17 protein-coding genes are annotated in these 19,044 nt (G+C 43.0%); 16 read left to right on the top strand and 1 reads right to left on the bottom strand.

Going from position 1 to position 19,044, the window contains the following annotated elements:
* Positions 1-30 precede the first annotated feature (30 nt).
* From xseA to CSV72_RS02610, 11 genes are all read left to right on the top strand, one after another.
* Entirely contained in the window at positions 31-1,380 is a 1,350-nt protein-coding gene (gene xseA / locus CSV72_RS02560) for an exodeoxyribonuclease VII large subunit (protein WP_099676967.1), read from the top strand.
* A 2-nt stretch (positions 1,381-1,382) separates the two neighbouring features.
* Complete coding sequence (locus CSV72_RS02565) at positions 1,383-1,625, top strand: exodeoxyribonuclease VII small subunit (RefSeq protein WP_099633541.1); 243 nt, start codon at positions 1,383-1,385, stop codon at positions 1,623-1,625.
* Positions 1,618-2,502, top strand: a complete 885-nt coding sequence (locus tag CSV72_RS02570) for a polyprenyl synthetase family protein (protein WP_099676968.1) — start codon at positions 1,618-1,620, stop codon at positions 2,500-2,502. The genes CSV72_RS02565 and CSV72_RS02570 overlap by 8 nt, the downstream gene beginning before the upstream one ends.
* 142 nt (positions 2,503-2,644) lie before the next feature.
* Positions 2,645-4,543 carry a 1-deoxy-D-xylulose-5-phosphate synthase gene (dxs, locus tag CSV72_RS02575; protein ID WP_099677129.1) on the top strand — a complete coding sequence of 633 codons (1,899 nt, stop codon included), beginning with the start codon at positions 2,645-2,647 and terminating at the stop codon, positions 4,541-4,543.
* A complete protein-coding gene (locus CSV72_RS02580; RefSeq protein ID WP_099676969.1) occupies positions 4,540-5,361 on the top strand; it encodes a TlyA family RNA methyltransferase in 822 nt (273 codons plus the stop codon). The genes dxs and CSV72_RS02580 overlap by 4 nt, the downstream gene beginning before the upstream one ends.
* Before the next feature lie 77 nt (positions 5,362-5,438).
* Positions 5,439-5,888, top strand: coding sequence for a transcriptional regulator AhrC/ArgR (ahrC, locus tag CSV72_RS02585; RefSeq protein ID WP_099676970.1), 450 nt, complete (start codon positions 5,439-5,441; stop codon positions 5,886-5,888).
* A 17-nt stretch (positions 5,889-5,905) separates the two neighbouring features.
* On the top strand, positions 5,906-7,606 hold the full coding sequence (gene recN, locus CSV72_RS02590) for a DNA repair protein RecN (protein WP_099676971.1): 1,701 nt from the start codon (positions 5,906-5,908) through the stop codon (positions 7,604-7,606).
* Between the two features lie 110 nt (positions 7,607-7,716).
* A complete protein-coding gene (locus tag CSV72_RS02595) occupies positions 7,717-8,670 on the top strand; it encodes a SpoIVB peptidase S55 domain-containing protein (protein WP_099676972.1) in 954 nt (317 codons plus the stop codon).
* A 228-nt stretch (positions 8,671-8,898) separates the two neighbouring features.
* A complete protein-coding gene (gene spo0A, locus CSV72_RS02600; protein WP_099676973.1) occupies positions 8,899-9,693 on the top strand; it encodes a sporulation transcription factor Spo0A in 795 nt (264 codons plus the stop codon).
* 605 nt (positions 9,694-10,298) lie between these two features.
* Positions 10,299-11,852 (top strand): flagellar assembly protein A, encoded by a 1,554-nt coding sequence (locus CSV72_RS02605; RefSeq protein ID WP_099676974.1) that lies wholly within the window; start codon positions 10,299-10,301, stop codon positions 11,850-11,852.
* A complete protein-coding gene (locus CSV72_RS02610; protein ID WP_099676975.1) occupies positions 11,845-12,564 on the top strand; it encodes a glycerophosphodiester phosphodiesterase in 720 nt (239 codons plus the stop codon). The genes CSV72_RS02605 and CSV72_RS02610 overlap by 8 nt, the downstream gene beginning before the upstream one ends.
* Before the next feature lie 15 nt (positions 12,565-12,579).
* Here the strand turns inward: CSV72_RS02610 and CSV72_RS02615 are convergent, their stop codons facing one another.
* A complete protein-coding gene (locus tag CSV72_RS02615; RefSeq protein WP_099669259.1) occupies positions 12,580-12,822 on the bottom strand; it encodes a DUF2627 domain-containing protein in 243 nt (80 codons plus the stop codon).
* A 211-nt stretch (positions 12,823-13,033) separates the two neighbouring features.
* On the opposite strand from CSV72_RS02615, the gene CSV72_RS02620 reads away from it, so the two are divergent.
* The 5 genes from CSV72_RS02620 to CSV72_RS02640 all read left to right on the top strand — a co-directional run bounded on the left by CSV72_RS02620 (position 13,034) and on the right by CSV72_RS02640 (position 19,000).
* Entirely contained in the window at positions 13,034-14,128 is a 1,095-nt protein-coding gene (locus CSV72_RS02620) for a Leu/Phe/Val dehydrogenase (protein WP_099676976.1), read from the top strand.
* 102 nt (positions 14,129-14,230) lie between these two features.
* Positions 14,231-15,658 (top strand): dihydrolipoyl dehydrogenase, encoded by a 1,428-nt coding sequence (gene lpdA / locus CSV72_RS02625; RefSeq protein ID WP_099676977.1) that lies wholly within the window; start codon positions 14,231-14,233, stop codon positions 15,656-15,658.
* A gap of 13 nt (positions 15,659-15,671) precedes the next feature.
* Positions 15,672-16,676, top strand: coding sequence for a thiamine pyrophosphate-dependent dehydrogenase E1 component subunit alpha (locus CSV72_RS02630; RefSeq protein ID WP_099676978.1), 1,005 nt, complete (start codon positions 15,672-15,674; stop codon positions 16,674-16,676).
* Positions 16,676-17,659, top strand: coding sequence for an alpha-ketoacid dehydrogenase subunit beta (locus CSV72_RS02635; RefSeq protein ID WP_099633528.1), 984 nt, complete (start codon positions 16,676-16,678; stop codon positions 17,657-17,659). The genes CSV72_RS02630 and CSV72_RS02635 overlap by 1 nt, the downstream gene beginning before the upstream one ends.
* Positions 17,660-17,677: 18 nt before the next feature.
* Entirely contained in the window at positions 17,678-19,000 is a 1,323-nt protein-coding gene (locus tag CSV72_RS02640; protein WP_099676979.1) for a dihydrolipoamide acetyltransferase family protein, read from the top strand.
* Positions 19,001-19,044 lie beyond the last annotated feature (44 nt).

Raw genomic sequence — 19,044 nt, forward strand, 5'->3', positions numbered from 1 at the left:
TCTATACATAAAAGGGCAGGTGACGGAAACATGTCCAATCAAACTTTTTTAACCGTTCAAGCGCTAACGAAATATGTCAAACGTAAATTTGACGCAGATCCACATTTACGAAACGTCTATGTAAAAGGTGAATTGTCGAACGTTAAGCTGCATCCGTCCGGCCATATTTATTTCACATTGAAAGACGATAAGACGAGAATTCAGGCGGCCATGTTCCGTTCTCGTTCCAACACACTTCAATTTAAGCCTGAAAACGGTATGAATGTACTGATCACGGGTGATGTGACGGTGTTTGAAACGGCAGGGTCGTACCAACTCTATGTACAAACCATGGAACCGGATGGTATTGGGGCGCTGTATCTAGCTTTTGAACAGTTGAAAAAGAAGCTTCAGCAAGAAGGATTGTTTGAAGAAAGATTCAAGCAACCTATTCCGCAAGTACCACAACGAATCGGCCTTATCACAGCAGAATCAGGTGCTGCGCTACGTGATATGTATTCGACAATTAACCGACGCTTTCCGATGGCGGAGATGTACCTGTTTCCTGCTCTCGTGCAAGGTCGCACAGCTGTTCCTTCGATTGTCAAAGCGATTGAACAAGCGAATGAAATGGCGAATGTCGATGTATTGATTGTTGGCCGAGGTGGGGGTTCCATTGAAGATCTTTGGGCATTTAATGAAGAAGACGTTGCACGTGCTATCTTCTCAAGTCGGATTCCGATCATCAGTGCAGTCGGACATGAAACCGATACGACAATAGCGGACTTTGTGGCGGATTTACGTGCACCAACGCCAACTGCAGCAGCAGAAATGGCGGTGCCGGATCAGCTTCAATTATTCCAACATCTAAAAAATCAACAGCGTTCGATTTATCTAGCGGTACAGACTTTAATTAAACAGTTGAATAAGCGTTTAGAAACGGCTCAAGCCGCCTATCCGCTGCAATATCCGGAACGATTATATCGGCCGTTCATCGAGAAACTCGATAATCTCGAAGATCGTTTGCAACGTAGCAGTGAAGCAGTCGTTCAGGGAAAACGGATGAACTTCGATCGTTTATATGCAGGTTTTCAGTACTACACACCGATTAGACGTATACAGCTTGAACAGCAACAGACGAAACAACTCGAAATGCGTTTAAGTCGTGCTGCGGAACACACGATTAAACAGCGTCAGCAACAGTTTGTTGCACTGATGCGCATGATGCAAGCCTTGAACCCGTTACAAGTAATGGAAAGAGGCTTTTCAATTGGTTATAAAGATCATGAAGTGATTAAATCTATAAACGATGTAGCCAGCGGTGATCAAGTAACGCTTCAATTAGCAGACGGATCTATTTCCACTATAGTAGAAGGAATCATTCCAAAGGAGGTCGAGTAAGGATGGCAGAAGATAAAAATATGCAATTCGAGCAGGCAATGCACCAGTTAGAAGAAATTGTACAGAAGTTGGAGGCTGGAGAAGCGCCTTTGGATGATACGATCACGTTGTATAAACAAGGGATGGAGCTCTCAGCCTATTGTCAGAAGAAATTGCAGAATGCAGAGAAACAATTGATTCGTATGATTGATCAAGAGGGTAACGAATCCTCATTTGATCCAACAGCAGGTGAGTCGAATGAATGAAAAATTACAAGCGTTTGTCGATGAAATGATTCCTGAGATTGAACGCGAATTGACGAACCAACTGGCGAAGTCTGATATTCCAGACGTTTTACACGAATCTATGATGTATTCCGTAGAAGCGGGTGGCAAACGGATTCGTCCGTTGCTGGTTATGGCCGTTTTATTTGATATGAAAAAAGATTCGGCAGATGCAGTAAAAGTCGCGTCTTCTGTCGAATTGATACATACATATTCATTGATCCATGACGATCTACCTTGCATGGATGATGATGATTTTAGAAGAGGGAAACCTACTAACCATAAAGTGTACGGCGAAGATGTGGCGACGCTTTCTGGAGATGCGATGCAGGCAATGGCATTCCAAGCGCTCGCAGATCTTCGAGAAACACCACCGGCAGCAGCGATTGAACTCGTTGGATTACTAGCGAAAGCTTCGGGTGCACAAGGGATGGTCAAGGGACAAGTTCTCGATATGAAAGGTGAACATCAATTATTGCCACTAGCAGAATTGGAAGAAGTCCATATTCATAAAACGGGCGCATTACTCTCATACTGTATTGAAGCGGGTGCTGTGCTAGCACAGGCTACTGATGAACAACGCGAGCAACTTCGCCGATTCTCTCTAAACATTGGGTTGGCATTCCAAATCCAGGACGACATTTTGGATGTAACAGCAACTACCGAGCAACTTGGTAAACCAGCAAACAGCGATACTTCAAGCGAAAAGTCGACGTACCCTTCATTGCTTGGGTTAGACGGGGCTCGCGAGCAATTAAAAGCACGTCATGAGGAAGCTTTACATGCGTTGCACTCCATTGGCTTAGGGGAGTCTATGTTGCAGTTGTTAGCAGATTACATTATTGAGCGAAATATGTAATTTGGGACCGTTATATTTGTGTCGCACGTTGTTACTGTTATAATGTAGAAAACAAACAGCAACTACTTGGACTACTGAACAAGAGATAGTGCGAACGTACGAATAGAAAGACCTACTTACTTGATGAAGGTGTGTGATCATGATGGATCTAACAAAGATTACCAATCCATCTTTTATAAAAGAGCTCGATAAAGAACAGTTGGAATCATTGGCGGCAGATATTCGTCATTTTCTAATTGAAAATTTATCGGTAACTGGCGGGCATATCGGACCGAACCTGGGTGTTGTCGAATTAACGATTGCGTTGCATAAAATATTCGACAGTCCAACCGACAAATTTTTATGGGATGTAGGACATCAGTCATATGTCCATAAAATTCTCACAGGTCGAGCTGGCGAGTTTGATACTCTTAGAAAATATAAAGGATTGAGCGGATTTCCGAAGATGGCGGAGAGCATACATGACGTATGGGAAACCGGCCATAGTTCGACATCTTTGTCGGCGGCTATGGGAATGGCTGTTGCACGAGATATTAAAAAGGAAAAAAGTTTTGTCATCCCGATCATTGGTGATGGTGCATTAACGGGCGGCATGGCACTTGAAGCTTTGAACCATATTGGACACGAGAAGACAAATCTCACGGTTATTCTAAATGACAATGAAATGTCTATCGCACCGAATGTTGGCGCATTGCACTCGATTCTCGGAAAATTACGTACGGCTGGTAAGTATAATAACGTGAAAGACGAACTGGAATTCTTATTGCGTAAAATCCCAGCAGTAGGCGGTAGAGTCGCAACGGCTGCGGAACGTGTGAAAGACAGTTTGAAATATTTAGTAGTGAACGGGGTCTTCTTTGAGGAGCTTGGATTCACGTATTTAGGTCCGATTGACGGCCATGACTTTGTGGAATTGGAACGTTCTCTTCAATACGCAAAGAAAATGGAAGGACCGGTATTACTTCATGTGATTACGAAAAAAGGGAAAGGCTATAGCCCAGCCGAGTTAGATAAAATTGGTACATGGCATGGTACGGGACCTTATAAGATCGAAACAGGAGATTTTGTGAAATCCCCTGTAAACGGCCCTGCTTGGAGTGCTTTAGTTTCGGAAACGGTACGTAAGCTTGCGAGAGAAGACCGACGTATTGTCGCGATTACGCCTGCTATGCCTGTAGGATCGAAACTTGAATCATTCGCAGCGGAATTCCCAGATCGATTCTTCGATGTGGGGATTGCAGAACAACATGCGACGACTATGGCTGCGGGACTAGCGGCTACTGGAATGAAGCCATTCCTTGCGATTTATTCGACATTCCTACAACGTGCATACGATCAAATGTTGCATGATATTACGCGTCAGAAGCTTAATGTCTTTATTGGTATTGACCGTTCAGGACTTGTTGGAGCAGATGGAGAAACACATCACGGTGTGTTTGATATTGCATTCTTGCGACATTTGCCGAACTTGGTCATTATGATGCCGAAAGATGAGAATGAAGGCCAACATATGGTGAAGACAGCTATCGATTATGATGAAGGTCCGATTGCACTTCGTTTTCCACGTGGCAATGGGTATGGTGTTCCAATGGATGAACAACTTCATACCATTCCAATTGGTACATGGGAAGTGTTACAAGATGGTGAAGATGCAACGATCTTAACATTCGGTACGACAATTCCTATGGCGTTCTCGGCTGCTGAACAATTGAAATTACAAGGTAAAAATGTGGCGATTGTCAATGCGCGTTTCATTAAGCCAATGGATACCGATTTACTGGATGAGCTATTTGCTAAAGGTAAACCCATCATTACAATTGAAGAAGCTGTACTTGCTGGAGGATTCGGCAGTGGCGTGTTGGAATATGCAGAAAAAGTGGGTCATACGGGAACGATCTTCGAAAGAATCGGTATTCCGGATGAATTCATAGAACACGGTAGTGTCGATAAATTACTTGTTGAAATCCACATGACACCTGATCACGTAGCTGAAGTTACAGCAGCGGCTATTCAACAAGCAGCGGAAAGAGCGAAAGTATGAGTACATCTGTGAAAAAAGAGAGAGTGGATTTGTTGCTAGTAGAGCGTGGATTAACAGAATCCCGTGAACAAGCGAAACGATCCATCATGGCGGGACTCGTTTACTCTGATACGGCAAGAATTGAAAAAGCGGGAGAGAAAATTGCAGTTGATGCCCCATTGACTGTAAAAGGACCTGCGATTAAATATGTAAGTCGTGGTGGCTTGAAACTGGAAAAGGCGTTAGAGTCTTTTCCTATTTCTGTGAAAGAAAAGATGGTTCTTGATATCGGAGCTTCTACGGGTGGCTTCACGGATTGTGCACTGCAAAACGGTGCGAAACATTGTTACGCACTGGATGTTGGGTACAACCAACTCGCTTGGAAAATCCGTCAGCACGAACAAGTAACGGTGATGGAGCGACAGAATTTCCGTCATGCGACCGTTGATTTGTTTACAGAAGGGTTACCGGAAGTCGCTACGATTGACGTTTCATTCATTTCATTATCATTGATTTTACCCGCACTAAAGAACATTATCGTACCCGGCGGTCAAGTGGTGGCGCTAGTGAAGCCTCAATTTGAAGCGGGTAAAGATAAAGTGGGTAAAAAAGGAATTGTCCGTGATCCAGCGATTCATCTAGAAGTGTTGGAAAAAATTGCTGCGATGGCAGTGGTGGAAGGATTTTCCGTTAAAGGTGCTACGTACTCGCCTGTCACAGGTGGAGAAGGCAATATTGAGTTCTTGTATTATTTAGTAGCCGAAGACGACGCGGTCTCCGATTTTACAACGGAAGATTTCAAGCAATTAGTTAAACAGGCACATAATGATTTAACATAACGCGCAATGAGTTGCGCGTTTTTTAGATGATTAGTATAATTTTGTTTATGGACTCAACAGAATCGGAGTGAATAAAATTGAATAAAGGACAACGACATCTACGTATTAGAGAAATTATTACGAACCATGAAATAGAAACACAGGATCAGCTGGTTGAAAGTCTGAAAGCTGCCGGTGCCGATGTCACGCAGGCAACGGTTTCGCGTGATATTAAAGAAATGCACTTGATTAAAGTACCTTCACCTTCAGGCAATTATAAATACAGTCTACCTCCTATCCATCGCTATAATACGGAAGAAAAATTGAAGCGTATGCTAGAAGATGCATTTGTGGGCATCGACAGCGCCAGTCATTTTATCATGTTGAAAACGCTTCCGGGTAATGCGCAGGCGGTTGGATCACTTGTCGATAACTTGGACTGGGATGAAATGCTAGGAACGATTTGCGGCGACGATACATGTTTGATCATTTGTCGTGAAGAATCTCAGACGGAATACGTAAAAGATAAATTATTATCAATGCTATAAGCGAGGTGAGGATTTCTTTGTTAAGCGAACTTTCGATTAAAAACTTTGCTATTATTGAACAACTTGAAATCACATTTGACGACGGTCTAACGGTGCTGACTGGTGAAACGGGTGCTGGGAAGTCCATTATTATTGACGCTGTCCAGCTGCTCGCTGGCGGACGAGGCTCACAGGAATTTATTCGCCATGGTGCAAAAAAGGCTGAACTTCAAGGACTTTTCACGATTGATAAAAATATTGAAAATGTAACGGAGAAGTTGATGGAATTTGGCATTGATACTGAAGAAGGTATCGTGATTTTACGCCGAGATATAAGTGCCAGTGGAAAATCTGTTTGTCGCGTCAATGGTAAACTCGTGACAATTGCTATATTGCGTGAGATTGGTGCTATGCTGATCGATATTCACGGACAGCACGAAAACCAAGAATTAATGAATGAAAAACGTCATATTCATTTGCTAGATTTTTTTATTGGCGAGCCAATTGAACGTGCAATGTCAACATATACCGAGTTATATGATAAATATAAAAAACTCCAGCAACTCATTGCGGCTAAAACACAAGATGAACAGCAAATTGCGCAGAAAATTGATTTATACAAATTTCAATTAGAAGAAATCGATGCAGCGAATTTGATGATTGGTGAAGAAGAGGAATTGGAGTCTGAACTTGTAAAGCTCCAACATTTTAATCGGCTATTTGATCGCTTGAATACTTCCTACGAAGCATTGTCTTTAGAGTCTCATGGACTCGATTGGGTTGGCAATTCAATGAGTGATCTTGAAGAAGCTGCTTCAATTGATGAAGATCTTAAAACGATGTCTGAAACGGTTAATTCTTCATTTTATGCGCTTCAAGATGTTTCGCATGATTTAAAAAGGATGATCGATGGTATGGAATTCCAGCCGGATCGATTGGAGTTCGTCGAAGATCGATTAGCATTATTTTTGACGTTGAAACGCAAATATGGCAAATCACTTGAAGATATTTTAATTTATCGCGATAAAATTGCTGATGCGCTCGATCAACTTGTCAATCGTGACGAGAGATTGCATCAAAACCAAGAATTATTGGCACAATACGTAGAAGATCTTGAAATAGAAGCGAATGAATTATCGATTATCCGTAAAAAAGAGGCACTCTCTCTCGAAAAAGGGATTGAAGAGCAGTTAAAACAGTTATATATGGAAAAAGCCACATTTAAAGTACAAATTCAGCAAAAACAACCTCGTCAATTTGACGCTAACGGATTTGATGAAGTTGTATTTACAATTTCAACAAACTTGGGGGAACCGCTTAAACCTTTGGTACGAGTGGCATCTGGTGGCGAATTATCACGAATGATGCTGGCGTTGAAAACAATTTTTTCTCAACATCAAGGTGTCACATCGATTATTTTTGATGAAGTGGATACCGGAGTCAGTGGACGCGTAGCGCAATCCATCGCGGAAAAAATTTCCATGATCTCCAGTCATTCGCAAGTGTTATGTATTTCACATTTACCGCAAGTGGCTGCAATGGCAGATCATCATTATCTTATTAAAAAAGAAGTGCATGATGGACGGACAACTACAGCGATTCATGATGTGATGAAAACAGAACGTACGGAGGAATTATCCCGTATGCTTTCTGGTGCAGAAATTACCACATTGACGCTTCAGCATGCTGAAGAACTTTTGGTTCTAGCCGATCAACGTAAACAAGAATTCCGTAAATAAAGCTTGAAATCATAACGTTTCCCCTAGGAATGGGCACTGTTTATTTTACCCTTTCATACTTTCTCTTCGAAAGGACATACCAAAGGTATCTTTCGTTGAGGAGGTGAAACATGGGATGGAATAAATCTTTTAAAACGCTCATAGCGCTCGTCCTGATGCTCTGCCTAGTGCCTGGAATTTCATTAGCAAATGAAGAAACGCTCATACCGATGGGTGACTCCATTGGTATCCAAATGGATTTGAGTGGGATTTATGTAACGAGTGACGTCAAGGTGAGTCAGCAGGAATGGCTAAAAAAAGGCGATATAATTCGCCAATTGAACGGTACGGATACGAAGCAACTTGTTCATTTTGAACGGGCTTTACAAAAAGATAGCGCTACGATGATACTCGACGTTTTGCGTAATGGGAAGAACGAAACCATTGAAGCAGATCGGTCGCTCATTAAGCGCGTCACACCCTTTCTGAAGGATCGAACGGAAGGTACGGGGACGTTAACGTATGTCGACCCGGAAAGTGGCACGTATGGTGCGCTGGGGCACCAGATTATTGATAGTACGTTACAGTCTGCACCGTCTTTTGAAAAAGGCGCGATTTATTTATCTGAAATCAGCCAGATCAAGAAGAGCTCTCCAGGAATTCCGGGTTATAAAATTTCTTCCATTATTGATCAGAATAATTTGCTTGGAAATATTCAAATCAATAATGTCTATGGAATATTTGGTCATTGGAAAAAAGCTAATAATAAAGTGTTGGCTGAACCCCTTGAAATTATGCAACCGTTTGAATTGATGATCGGACCTGCAGAAATTTACACTACGGTAGAAGGTTCGACTGTAGAAAAGTTCACCATCCAAATAACGAAGATAGAAGAAGAACAATTCCACATCCTATTGACTGACCAGAAACTGCTGAGCAAGACAGGCGGGATCTTGCAAGGCATGAGTGGGAGTCCTGTGATCCAAAATGGTAAGTTTGTCGGTGCTATTACGCATATGTTCGTAGACGAGCCGGAAAAAGGGGCCGCGCTTTTCCTGAAAACGATGAGAACGAATGAGAAGTGAAAAAGTAGCCTGTGCCAAAAATGCACAGGCTGCTTTTTTTCGTATATGTGTTCGATACAAAGAAAAGGGAAAAAAGTCGAAATAGGTAGAAAGCATCGTTCAGAAGTATCATTTTGCGTGAAAATTTAAGTAAATGTAGAATTTGCCATATAGATGACTTACGATAATAGGAGAGAAACAGCGGGAGAAAGAAATGGATGACCGATTTTATATCAGGGGGAATGAGTAATGGAAAATGTGAAAGTAGCAATTGCTGACGATAATAAAGAACTTGTGAAAACGATGATGTCTTATTTTGAAAAGCACGACGAAATAGAAGTAATTTGGACAGCGAATAATGGGCAAGTATGCTTGACGATGTTGGAAGAAGAGCGACCGGATATTTTATTGTTGGATATTATTATGCCGCATCTTGATGGTATTGGGGTACTGGAGACGCTGAATGAAACGAATAAAATGGGGGATATGCAAATCATGATGCTGACGGCTTTCGGACAAGAAAACGTCATGTCGCAAGCTGCAAATCTTGGTGCTTCGTACTTCATGTTGAAGCCATTTGAATTCGACCGCTTGATCGGACAAATCTTTAAAGCTGCAGGAAAACCGAAAAATACGACGCCTTCTTTTGTCGTGCAGGAGTCAGCCCCACAGACAGGCGTTGTTACTCAGAAAGTACTCGATACAGCGATTACGTCAATGATCAAAGAAATCGGCGTACCTGCTCATATTAAAGGCTATGCGTTTTTACGCGAAGGAATTCAGATGGTGTATAGTGATGTAGAGTTGCTTGGATCGGTCACGAAGATTCTGTACCCGGATATTGCGAAGAAGTATAATACGACACCATCCCGTGTGGAACGTGCAATACGTCATGCGATTGAAGTGGCGTGGAACCGTGGAAATTACGATTTGATTTCGAAGACGTTCGGCTATACGGTGCATCATTTGAAGAGTAAGCCGACGAATAGCGAGTTCATTGCAATGATCGCTGACAAAATCCGTTTGGAGCATATGGTGAGCTGATCGAAGTGACAAAAGGATAGAGTGTTTACGGAAACCAACTAATCGGGTGTATTAGTTGGTTTTCGTTTGTAGACGGATAAGGATGACGGTGGATACGTTAGGGGATTTACGGTTTAGGCGGATTCGTTCTGGAGGGGCAGGATTATTCCGTTTTTAGTTGGATAGGTGAATGCTTACTGCAAGCCAATTCGTTTGCGCTCATTAATTCGTGTAAGTGATCATACTTTCTCTGCAACTGCTCATAACTTCTGTAAAGCGCTCATACTTCATTCGTACCCGCTCTATACTGACGTTTAAGCGCTCATAAAGTTTGTCTAGCCGCTCATTACGCATAATGACCTCGCTTGATTTTGGAGATAATTTGTAGTTTAACTAAAATTTCACTAACGCTCTGCGACTCATACCTCCATACAAACTCAGCTGCAGTTTATGCATAAACTATGCAGTAGACATATTGTAGGGATAAAGTCAGTATTTACTTCGTAGCATAAGAAAATCGGAGAACACTGTGAGAAAATGCTTATTTACGCGGTGTAATCACAAAAAGAGCTACCTCTAGTGCGTTGCAATCTTCTATACTAGTAAATAAAGAGGGAGGGATTTCGTTGTTAGTTGAAAATGAATATTTTGAACTTCAAGAAGAAAATAATAAAATTATCATGAACACTAAAAAAGTAGGATATCCGCTTAAGTCATTTGACGCACTGGCTTCTGATATTCCTAGATTGAAACTGAATTCATTCAAGGAGCTGATGAAAGCACTGCAAACAGTAGGTCAGCATGATATTGGGTCGTACTCCGCTCCTTGTGAAGTATATATATCACCTAGTAAAATGAAGGTAGAATTGTATATTCATGCAACAAACGAAGAATTTCTTGCAAATAAAGAGCAGTTCCTGAAACAGGCAGAAGACATGCTGGACCAAAGAGACGTACACTACGACAAAGAAAGTCTGTTTAGCTTAGCGTACCTTCCAAGTAATCCGATCATTATTGCCGTAGGCAAAGAACCCGTCCAAGGGGAAGGTGCGCAGGTCGAGTATATTAAGTTGCCAGATCGTAAACCTATTCTTCGCGATGATGGCTCAGTTGATCACTATGAGTTGAATTTCGTAACGCCAATTGTGAAAGATGATTGGCTGGGTGAAAAGACGCCTGCTAAAGAAGGATTTGAAGGCTATAACGTCTTTGGTGAACCGATAGCGGCGAAAAAAGGCGAGGACATTAAACTAGTTTATGATAGAAAATCTGTCGGGGAGTTTGAGGAAGATGGCAAAATCATCTTACGCGCCTTGCATGGCGGCGCACTTGAAGAACTGAATGGTGCAATCAGTGTAGGAAAGCAATTGATCATTCCGGATGATGTGGGTACAAAAACCGGATCGATTACATTTGATGGTTCCGTGCGTGTAATGGGAACGGTTTCGGCCGGCTTCTCAGTCAATGCGACAGGGGATATTTCTATCGAAGGAAAAGAAGGCGTTACAAACGCGAAGGAAATCTACTCTGAAGATGGCGACGTCTATATTAAAGGCGGTGTCTTTGGTGGAGGAGAAACTATTATTAAGGCGAAGAAAAACGTCTTCGTCAAGCATGCGAATAACTGCAAAATCTACGGGGAACGAGTGAACATCGGTCTCTATTCACTTGGATCTGAATTATACGGCGATCATATTTTTGTTGATAAACATAAAGGTCGGATCATTGGTGGTGTTGCAGAAGCAATGTTTTCCATCGAATGTGCGTCGGTCGGCAATAGCCATGAACGTTTGACGAAACTTATCGTCAAAGGAGTCAATAAAGAAATGGAGCTCGAAGAAATTCAACGACTTGCAGAAAAACTCAAAGCGGAGCATGCAGAACTGAAGAAACTTGAGATGACGCTCGATAAAATGGCGAGTGTTAAAGCGAATCTTCCTGCTACTCAGTTGGATATGCTAGAAAAGACATTGCAGGCAAAGCAGCAAGAAATTGTATCACTCGATCAGGCAATCAAAAATAAGCTGCAACTTGTGCAAGTGGCTAGTACGCCTAAAATTGACATCACGCGTGAAGCACATCCTGGTGTTCAAATCGTTATAGGAAGTAAAAGTAGCATGTTGAGTCGTGTAACAAAAGGTGTTTTCGAAATAACGAGCGAAGGAGTATTAAATGTCTGACAGTAAAATATTTGCACACCGTGGCGCATCTGGAAATTATTTCGAAAATACGATGCGGGCTTTTTTAGGGGCTGTACAAAAAGGTGCGGATGGAATCGAATTGGATGTGCAACAATCGAGCGACGGACAATTGGTTGTCATTCACGACAATGAATTACTACGCCTCGCTGGAATTGATCAGCGCATTGATCAATTGACGTCACAGGAACTGCAGGAAATCAAAATAGGGAAAAGCAGATACAGGCGAATGTTTGGCCATCCCATCCCTCTATTATTTGATGTAGTTACTTTCTGTTCCGAACATAATTTGGCGCTTAATGTCGAATTAAAGGAAACGGTGTATGGTCAAGCGGCTGTACTTGAGCAAATCTTACATTACGTAGAACCATTATCAGACGTACATCTCTCTTCGTTCGATTATGAAACGGTGCGTCTGGTAAGAGAGCTGGATCCTGACATGGAAACGGCTTTATTGCTTAGAAAAAAATCAGTAGACTGGCAGAATCTTAATTCGTATGATGTAAATGCATTTCATTTTCATAAGCGATTATGGAAAGATCCGTATAAGAGTCATCTGCTTGAAAGTGGTAAGATATTACGAATGTACGGGGTAACGGGTGCGGAATCATTTTTATCCAATACACCTGAAGTGACAGGCTGGATTACAGATTATCCGAAGCGTGTACGCAAAAAAATAAAAGGATCAAGGTAATGCACCTTGGCCCTTTTATTTTAAGTCTTTTTTAAATCTGTCAGCTGCTCGTCCAGATCTGCGGTCTCGGCGTAATAAAAAGCCTGCAAAGAATCCAAGACCGCCGGCGAATAGTATGAAACCGCCTAAAAACTGCATCCAAATGAATGGGAATGGCGGAAATAGATGTCCGAACAATGAATCTCGCATTAATTTTATTCCGAGAGCCGCTGCAATCCCTGGAATCAACAGTACAATAAACGCAGCAAGACGTACCATATCATTCAACCCCTCACCTATTTAATTTTACCGTGTGGTCATGGATTGTCAAGGACTCTGCCATCATGTACGATATAGGTAGATTGTTTACAAAACTCTTGCGAAATTAATGGCCAAAATGTGTCAGATTTGCATTTTCTTCGTAGGAAATTTAGAATCAGTACCATACGCATGAATCTTTATAATCTTTTACTAGCCTGGAGGGATACTTATGAAATTGTTTACGTACATGGAAGATCACGACTATGAGCAACTGGTGCTTTGTTATGACAAGACATCGGGATTGAAAGCGGTTATTGCTATTCACGACACGACACTTGGACCGGCACTTGGTGGCGCGCGCATGTGGACGTATGCTAGCGAGGAAAATGCGATTGAAGATGCATTACGATTGGCTAAAGGCATGACATACAAGAACGCTGCAGCAGGTTTGAATCTCGGTGGCGGAAAGACAGTCATAATCGGAGATCCGAAAACGGATAAGAACGATGAACTGTTCCGCGCATTGGGTCGTTACATAGAGGGGCTGAACGGACGCTATATAACAGCGGAAGACGTTGGGACTACTGAATACGATATGGACTTAATCCATTTGGAAACAAATTTTGTTACGGGTATCTCTTCAGGAGAAGGCACGTCAGGAAATCCTTCCCCGGTTACTGCACTAGGTATCTACAAAGGAATGAAAGCCGCTGTGAAAGAAGCATTTGGCCATGATTCACTTGAAGGTAAAACCATTGCGGTCCAAGGCGTTGGTAATGTTGCCTACACACTTTGCGAGTACTTGCATGAAGAAGGCGCAAAATTGATTGTCACGGATATCAATGAAGCAGCAGTCCAGCGTGCGGTAGTGGCATTCGGAGCAACAGCGGTTGCGACGGACGCGATTTACTCACAAGAAGCGGACATCTTCGCTCCATGTGCTCTCGGTGCTGTAATCAATGACGAAACGATTCCACAATTGAAAGTGAAAGTTGTTGCAGGTTCTGCTAATAACCAATTGAAGGAACCAGAACACGGTGATCGCTTGCATGAAATGGGAATCGTTTACGCTCCAGACTACGTAATCAACTCAGGCGGAGTAATCAACGTAGCCGACGAATTGATTGGATACAATAAAGAGCGTGCATTAAAGCGCGTAGAAGGTATTTACGATACGATCCTAAAGATATTCGCTATCTCAAAGCGAGACGGTATTCCATCCTACCAGGCTGCTGATCGTTTGGCAGAAGAACGTATTGCAAGAGTTGGCGCAACGAGAACTACATTCTTGCGCAACGAAAAGAGTATTATATCAAATAAATAATTTAGTAGATGAGTCATAGCGGTAGGTAGGGTGCACCTGTCCACCGCTACACTCGCCTGTCTACATTTATTTGAATACTGTAAGCGAAGGGAGTCCTTTACGTTGAGTAAAGAATATGACGTAGTGATTTTAGGTGGCGGAACTGGCGGCTATGTTGCAGCCATTCGTGCGGCTCAATTAGGTTTAACAACAGCAATTGTAGAAAAATCCAAACTTGGCGGTACGTGTTTGCATAGCGGGTGTATCCCGAGTAAAGCGATGCTGAAAAGCGCGGAAGTCTATCGCGTAACACGTCAAGAAGCGAATGAATTCGGCGTGAATACGGGAGATGTCTCATTGGATTTCTCACAAGTACAAAAACGTAAAGGTAAAATCGTCGATCAATTGCATGCGGGTATAGAAGGATTGATGAAAAAAGGTAAAATCGATGTCTATCATGGGACAGGTAGAATACTAGGAGCTTCCATATTCTCCCCGATGCCTGGAACTATTTCCGTGGAAATGGATAACGGTAATGAAAATGAAATATTGATTCTAAAAAATCTCGTGATTGCTACTGGATCAAAACCAAGATCATTACCTGGACTCGAAGTAGATGAAAAGTCTGTAATGACATCCGACGGAGCTCTACTAATGAATGCGCTTCCATCTTCTATTACGATTATCGGTGGCGGTGTGATCGGCATCGAGTGGGCTTCTATGCTAGTAGATTTTGGTGTCGATGTAACAGTCATGGATCGTCTGGATCAGATATTGGCAACGGAAGATCGTGACGTAGCTGTCGCGATGCATAAAGCGCTTGAAAAGCGCGGTGTGAAGTTCATCTTAGGTGCTGAAATTCTGACGGAGTCGTTGCAGAAAAACGATAGTGAAGTCACAATTTCTTATAAGCTGGATAATGATGAACAATCTATCACGAGTGAGAAAATGCTAGTGTCTGTAGGGCGCGCTCCAGTGATCGATGATATCGGTTTACAAAACACGGATATCCAAGTCGAAAAGGGCTCGATTCAAACGAATAATCATTATCAAACTAAAGATGATCATATTTATGCAATCGGTGACGTGATTGGCGGCCTTCAATTGGCGCATGTAGCGGAACATGAAGGATTGCATGCGATCGAACATATAGCAGGAAAACAGGTAGATCCGATTGATTACGATCTAGTACCACGTTGTGTTTACTCCTACCCGGAAACTGCGGCAGTCGGCGTGACAGAGCAACAAGCGAAAGATCGTGGATTTGATGTGAAGATCGGCAAGTTCCCATTCAAGGCAAACGGTAAAGCATTAGTTAACGGTCATGCAGATGGTTTCGTGAAAATCATTGTTGATCAGCAGACGGATGATATTATCGGCGTCCATATGATGGGTTCGCACGTAACGGATCTAATATCCGAAGCAGGCTTGGCGATGGTGATGAATGCAATTCCTTGGGAAATATCCTCGGCAATTCATCCTCACCCAACATTATCTGAAGCGTTCAGTGAAGCGGCATTAGCGGTTGATGGGCTAGCCATTCACATGTAAAGGAGGAAGTGGAATGAGTAATCGGCATATTGAATTGGGTTTGACAGATGAAGATGTGTTGCAAATGTACGAGACGATGCTGATGGCACGTCGTTTAGACGAGAGAATGTGGTTACTGAACCGCGCAGGGAAAATCCCGTTCGTTATTTCTTGTCAAGGACAGGAGGCGGCGCAGGTAGGAGCTTCATTTGCTCTGAATAACGAAAAGGACTGGATCGCACCGTATTACCGTGATATGGGAGTTGTCTTACATTTTGGTATGACGCCGAAAGATTTGATGTTATCGGCTTTCGCCAAGGCAGAAGACCCGAACTCCGGTGGACGGCAGATGCCAGGTCACTTTGGCCAACGCAAAAATCGTATTTTGACAGGGTCTTCACCTGTTACAACGCAATTACCACATGCTGTCGGTGTTGCACTCGCCGCTAAAATGAATAAAGAAGATTTCATCACGTTCGTAACTCTTGGTGAAGGTTCTTCCAATCAGGGAGACTTCCATGAAGGCATGAACTTTGCCGGTGTGCATAAATTACCGACAGTAATTATGGTGGAAAATAATAAATATGCAATCTCCGTACCTCTTGAGAAACAAATGGCATGTGAGAATGTCTCTGATCGTGCAATCGGTTACGGTATGCCAGGCTACACAGTAGACGGAAGAGATCCGCTGACAGTGTATGAAGTGGTAAAAAAAGCGGCAGACCGTGCTAGAAACGGAGAGGGTCCGACATTAGTCGAAGCGGTATGTTATCGACTGACTGCACACTCTTCGGATGATGATCAACGTCAATATCGTGATGCAGAAGAGCTTGAGGACGAAAGAAAACAAGATCCGTTATTGTCATTCATTCATTATCTGAAAGAAGTTAATGTCTTGACGGATGAAAAGTATGATGAAATAGAAGAACGAGTGAAATTGCAGGTCGATGAAGCGACTGAGTATGCGGAACTGGCGGAATACGCGAAGCCGGAACACGCACTGCGCTATGTCTATGAAGAAAAGGGAGGCGAAGCATAATGGCCGTTCGTTCATTTATAGATGCGATCAACCTGGCGATGAAGGAAGAAATGGAACGCGACGACCAAGTATTCGTACTTGGGGAAGATGTGGGCCGTAAAGGTGGCGTGTTTAAAGCAACAACGGGACTATACGATCAGTTCGGTGAATACCGTTCGCTTGATACGCCTCTTGCTGAGTCCGCTATTGCGGGTGTAGCGATTGGTGCTGCGATGTACGGTATGCGTCCGATTGCTGAAATGCAGTTTGCTGATTTTATTATGCCTGCGGTGAATCAGATCGTCTCGGAAGCGGCGAAAATTCGTTATCGTTCGAATAATGATTTCTCTTGTCCAATCGTCATTCGCGCTCCTTTTGGCGGTGGCGTTCACGGAGCTTTATATCATTCACAGTCAGTGGAATCGATGTTTGCTTCGACACCTGGTTTGAAAATTGTCATTCCATCTACTCCTTACGATGCGAAAGGTTTGCTAAAAGCGGCAGTGCGCGATGAAGATCCCGTGCTATTCTTCGAGCATAAGCGAGCGTATCGGTTAATCAAAGGGGAAGTTCCGGATGATGATTATGTATTGCCGATCGGTAAAGCAGATGTAAAGCGTGAAGGAGAAGATCTAACGATTATCACGTATGGTTTGTGCGTGCATTTCGCACTTCAAGCTGCAGAACGTTTAGCTGAAGATGATATTTCTGTCCACATACTGGATTTACGTACGGTGTACCCGTTAGATAAAGAAGCGATCATTGAAGCGGCTTCGAAAACAGGAAAAGTTCTATTAGTAACAGAAGATAACCTAGAAGGCAGCATCATGAGTGAAGTTTCGGCTATCATTGCAGAAAATTGTTTATTTGAATTGGATGCGCCAATCAAACGATTAGCAGGACCCGATGTACCTGCCATGCCATATGCCCCTTCTATGGAAAAGTTCTTTATGATGAATCCTGAAAAGGTCGAAAAGGCAGCAAGGGATTTAGCGGAATTTTAACTAAGGAGGCGTAAAGAAATGGGCATTGAAAAAATCACTATGCCGAAACTGGGTGAAAGTGTAACAGAAGGAACTATCGAAAAATGGCTCGTCGCTCCGGGAGATACGGTAGCGAAATATGATTCTCTCGCGGAAGTGACGACTGATAAAGTAACGGCGGAAGTTCCTTCTTCATTCTCAGGAACGATCAAGGAAATCATCGCAAAAGAAGGCGATACGATCGAAGTGGGCGAAACGGTTTGTTTGATTGAAATTGAAGGCGCCGCACAACAGCCAGTACAAGTTTCAGCACCTAAACCTGAAACACCCGCAAAAAAGCCTGCTATGAAAGAAGTACAGGACGCGCCTAGAGCAAAGCCACAACCTGCAACAGGCGGCAAGGCAGCAGGACGATATTCTCCTGCTGTGTTGAAGCTATCTCAGGAAAACGGCATAGACTTGGCACAAGTAAGCGGTACAGGACGCGAAGGACGTATTACACGTAAAGACATTCAAGCATTCATTGAAAGTGGCGGAGCACAGTCGCAACAAGCACCACAAGAAGTTGCTGTTCAAGAAGAGTCGCAACAACAAGTGGCGTCTTCGGATCAACAGTCGGCTCCTAAACAAGCTGCCTCGTCGAATGTGAAACTCGAAAACGGTGATATCGAGATTCCAGTAACGAGTGTACGTCGCGCAATTGCGAGCAATATGGTGCGTTCTGTAACCGAGGCACCACACGCATGGATGATGATAGAAGTGGATGTAACAGAACTTGTGTTATTGCGTGATAGTGTAAAAAAAGAATTCAAAGAAAAAGAAGGATTCAATTTGACGTACTTCGCCTTCTTTATCAAAGCCATTTCACAAGCTTTGAAGGAATATCCGGAAATGAATTCTATGTGGGCAGGCGATACGATCGTCATGAAAAAAGACATCAACATCTCGATTGCAGTAGCAACGGACGATGCGTTATATGTCCCAGTCATCAAAGAAACAGATGAAAAGACGATCAAAGGTATTGGTCGCGAAATTCATGAGTTGGCAGGGAAGGTACGTAACGGCAAGCTGAAATCGACAGAAATGCAAGGTGGTACGTTCACTGTCAACAATACGGGCTCATTTGGTTCCATTCAGTCAATGGGGATCATCAATTATCCGCAGGCTGCGATTTTGCAGGTGGAGTCGATCGTCAAGCGTCCAGTTATTATGGACAATGGCATGATGGCTGCACGTGATATGGTCAACCTCTGTCTATCGCTGGATCACCGTGTGCTTGACGGACTCGTTTGTGGACGTTTCCTTGCCCGTGTGAAAGAGTTGTTGGAAGGTATGGCTAAAGATAAGACTTCCTTATATTAAGATTCGGCAACCTCCAAACTTGGTTTTTGGAGGTTGTTTTTTGG

The organism is Sporosarcina sp. P20a (assembly GCF_002743175.1).
Classification (GTDB): Bacteria; Bacillota; Bacilli; order Bacillales_A; family Planococcaceae; genus Sporosarcina.

Excerpts from the sequence above, each read along its gene's own strand:
- xseA (WP_099676967.1), top strand. The coding sequence starts at position 31 with ATGTCCAATCAAACTTTTTTAACCGTTCAAGCGCTAACGAAATATGTC.
- CSV72_RS02565 (WP_099633541.1), top strand. The coding sequence starts at position 1,383 with ATGGCAGAAGATAAAAATATGCAATTCGAGCAGGCAATGCACCAGTTA.
- CSV72_RS02570 (WP_099676968.1), top strand. The coding sequence starts at position 1,618 with ATGAATGAAAAATTACAAGCGTTTGTCGATGAAATGATTCCTGAGATT.
- dxs (WP_099677129.1), top strand. The coding sequence starts at position 2,645 with ATGGATCTAACAAAGATTACCAATCCATCTTTTATAAAAGAGCTCGAT.
- CSV72_RS02580 (WP_099676969.1), top strand. The coding sequence starts at position 4,540 with ATGAGTACATCTGTGAAAAAAGAGAGAGTGGATTTGTTGCTAGTAGAG.
- CSV72_RS02595 (WP_099676972.1), top strand. The coding sequence starts at position 7,717 with ATGGGATGGAATAAATCTTTTAAAACGCTCATAGCGCTCGTCCTGATG.
- spo0A (WP_099676973.1), top strand. The coding sequence starts at position 8,899 with ATGGAAAATGTGAAAGTAGCAATTGCTGACGATAATAAAGAACTTGTG.
- CSV72_RS02610 (WP_099676975.1), top strand. The coding sequence starts at position 11,845 with ATGTCTGACAGTAAAATATTTGCACACCGTGGCGCATCTGGAAATTAT.
- CSV72_RS02615 (WP_099669259.1), bottom strand. The coding sequence starts at position 12,822 with ATGGTACGTCTTGCTGCGTTTATTGTACTGTTGATTCCAGGGATTGCA.
- CSV72_RS02620 (WP_099676976.1), top strand. The coding sequence starts at position 13,034 with ATGAAATTGTTTACGTACATGGAAGATCACGACTATGAGCAACTGGTG.
- CSV72_RS02630 (WP_099676978.1), top strand. The coding sequence starts at position 15,672 with ATGAGTAATCGGCATATTGAATTGGGTTTGACAGATGAAGATGTGTTG.
- CSV72_RS02635 (WP_099633528.1), top strand. The coding sequence starts at position 16,676 with ATGGCCGTTCGTTCATTTATAGATGCGATCAACCTGGCGATGAAGGAA.
- CSV72_RS02640 (WP_099676979.1), top strand. The coding sequence starts at position 17,678 with ATGGGCATTGAAAAAATCACTATGCCGAAACTGGGTGAAAGTGTAACA.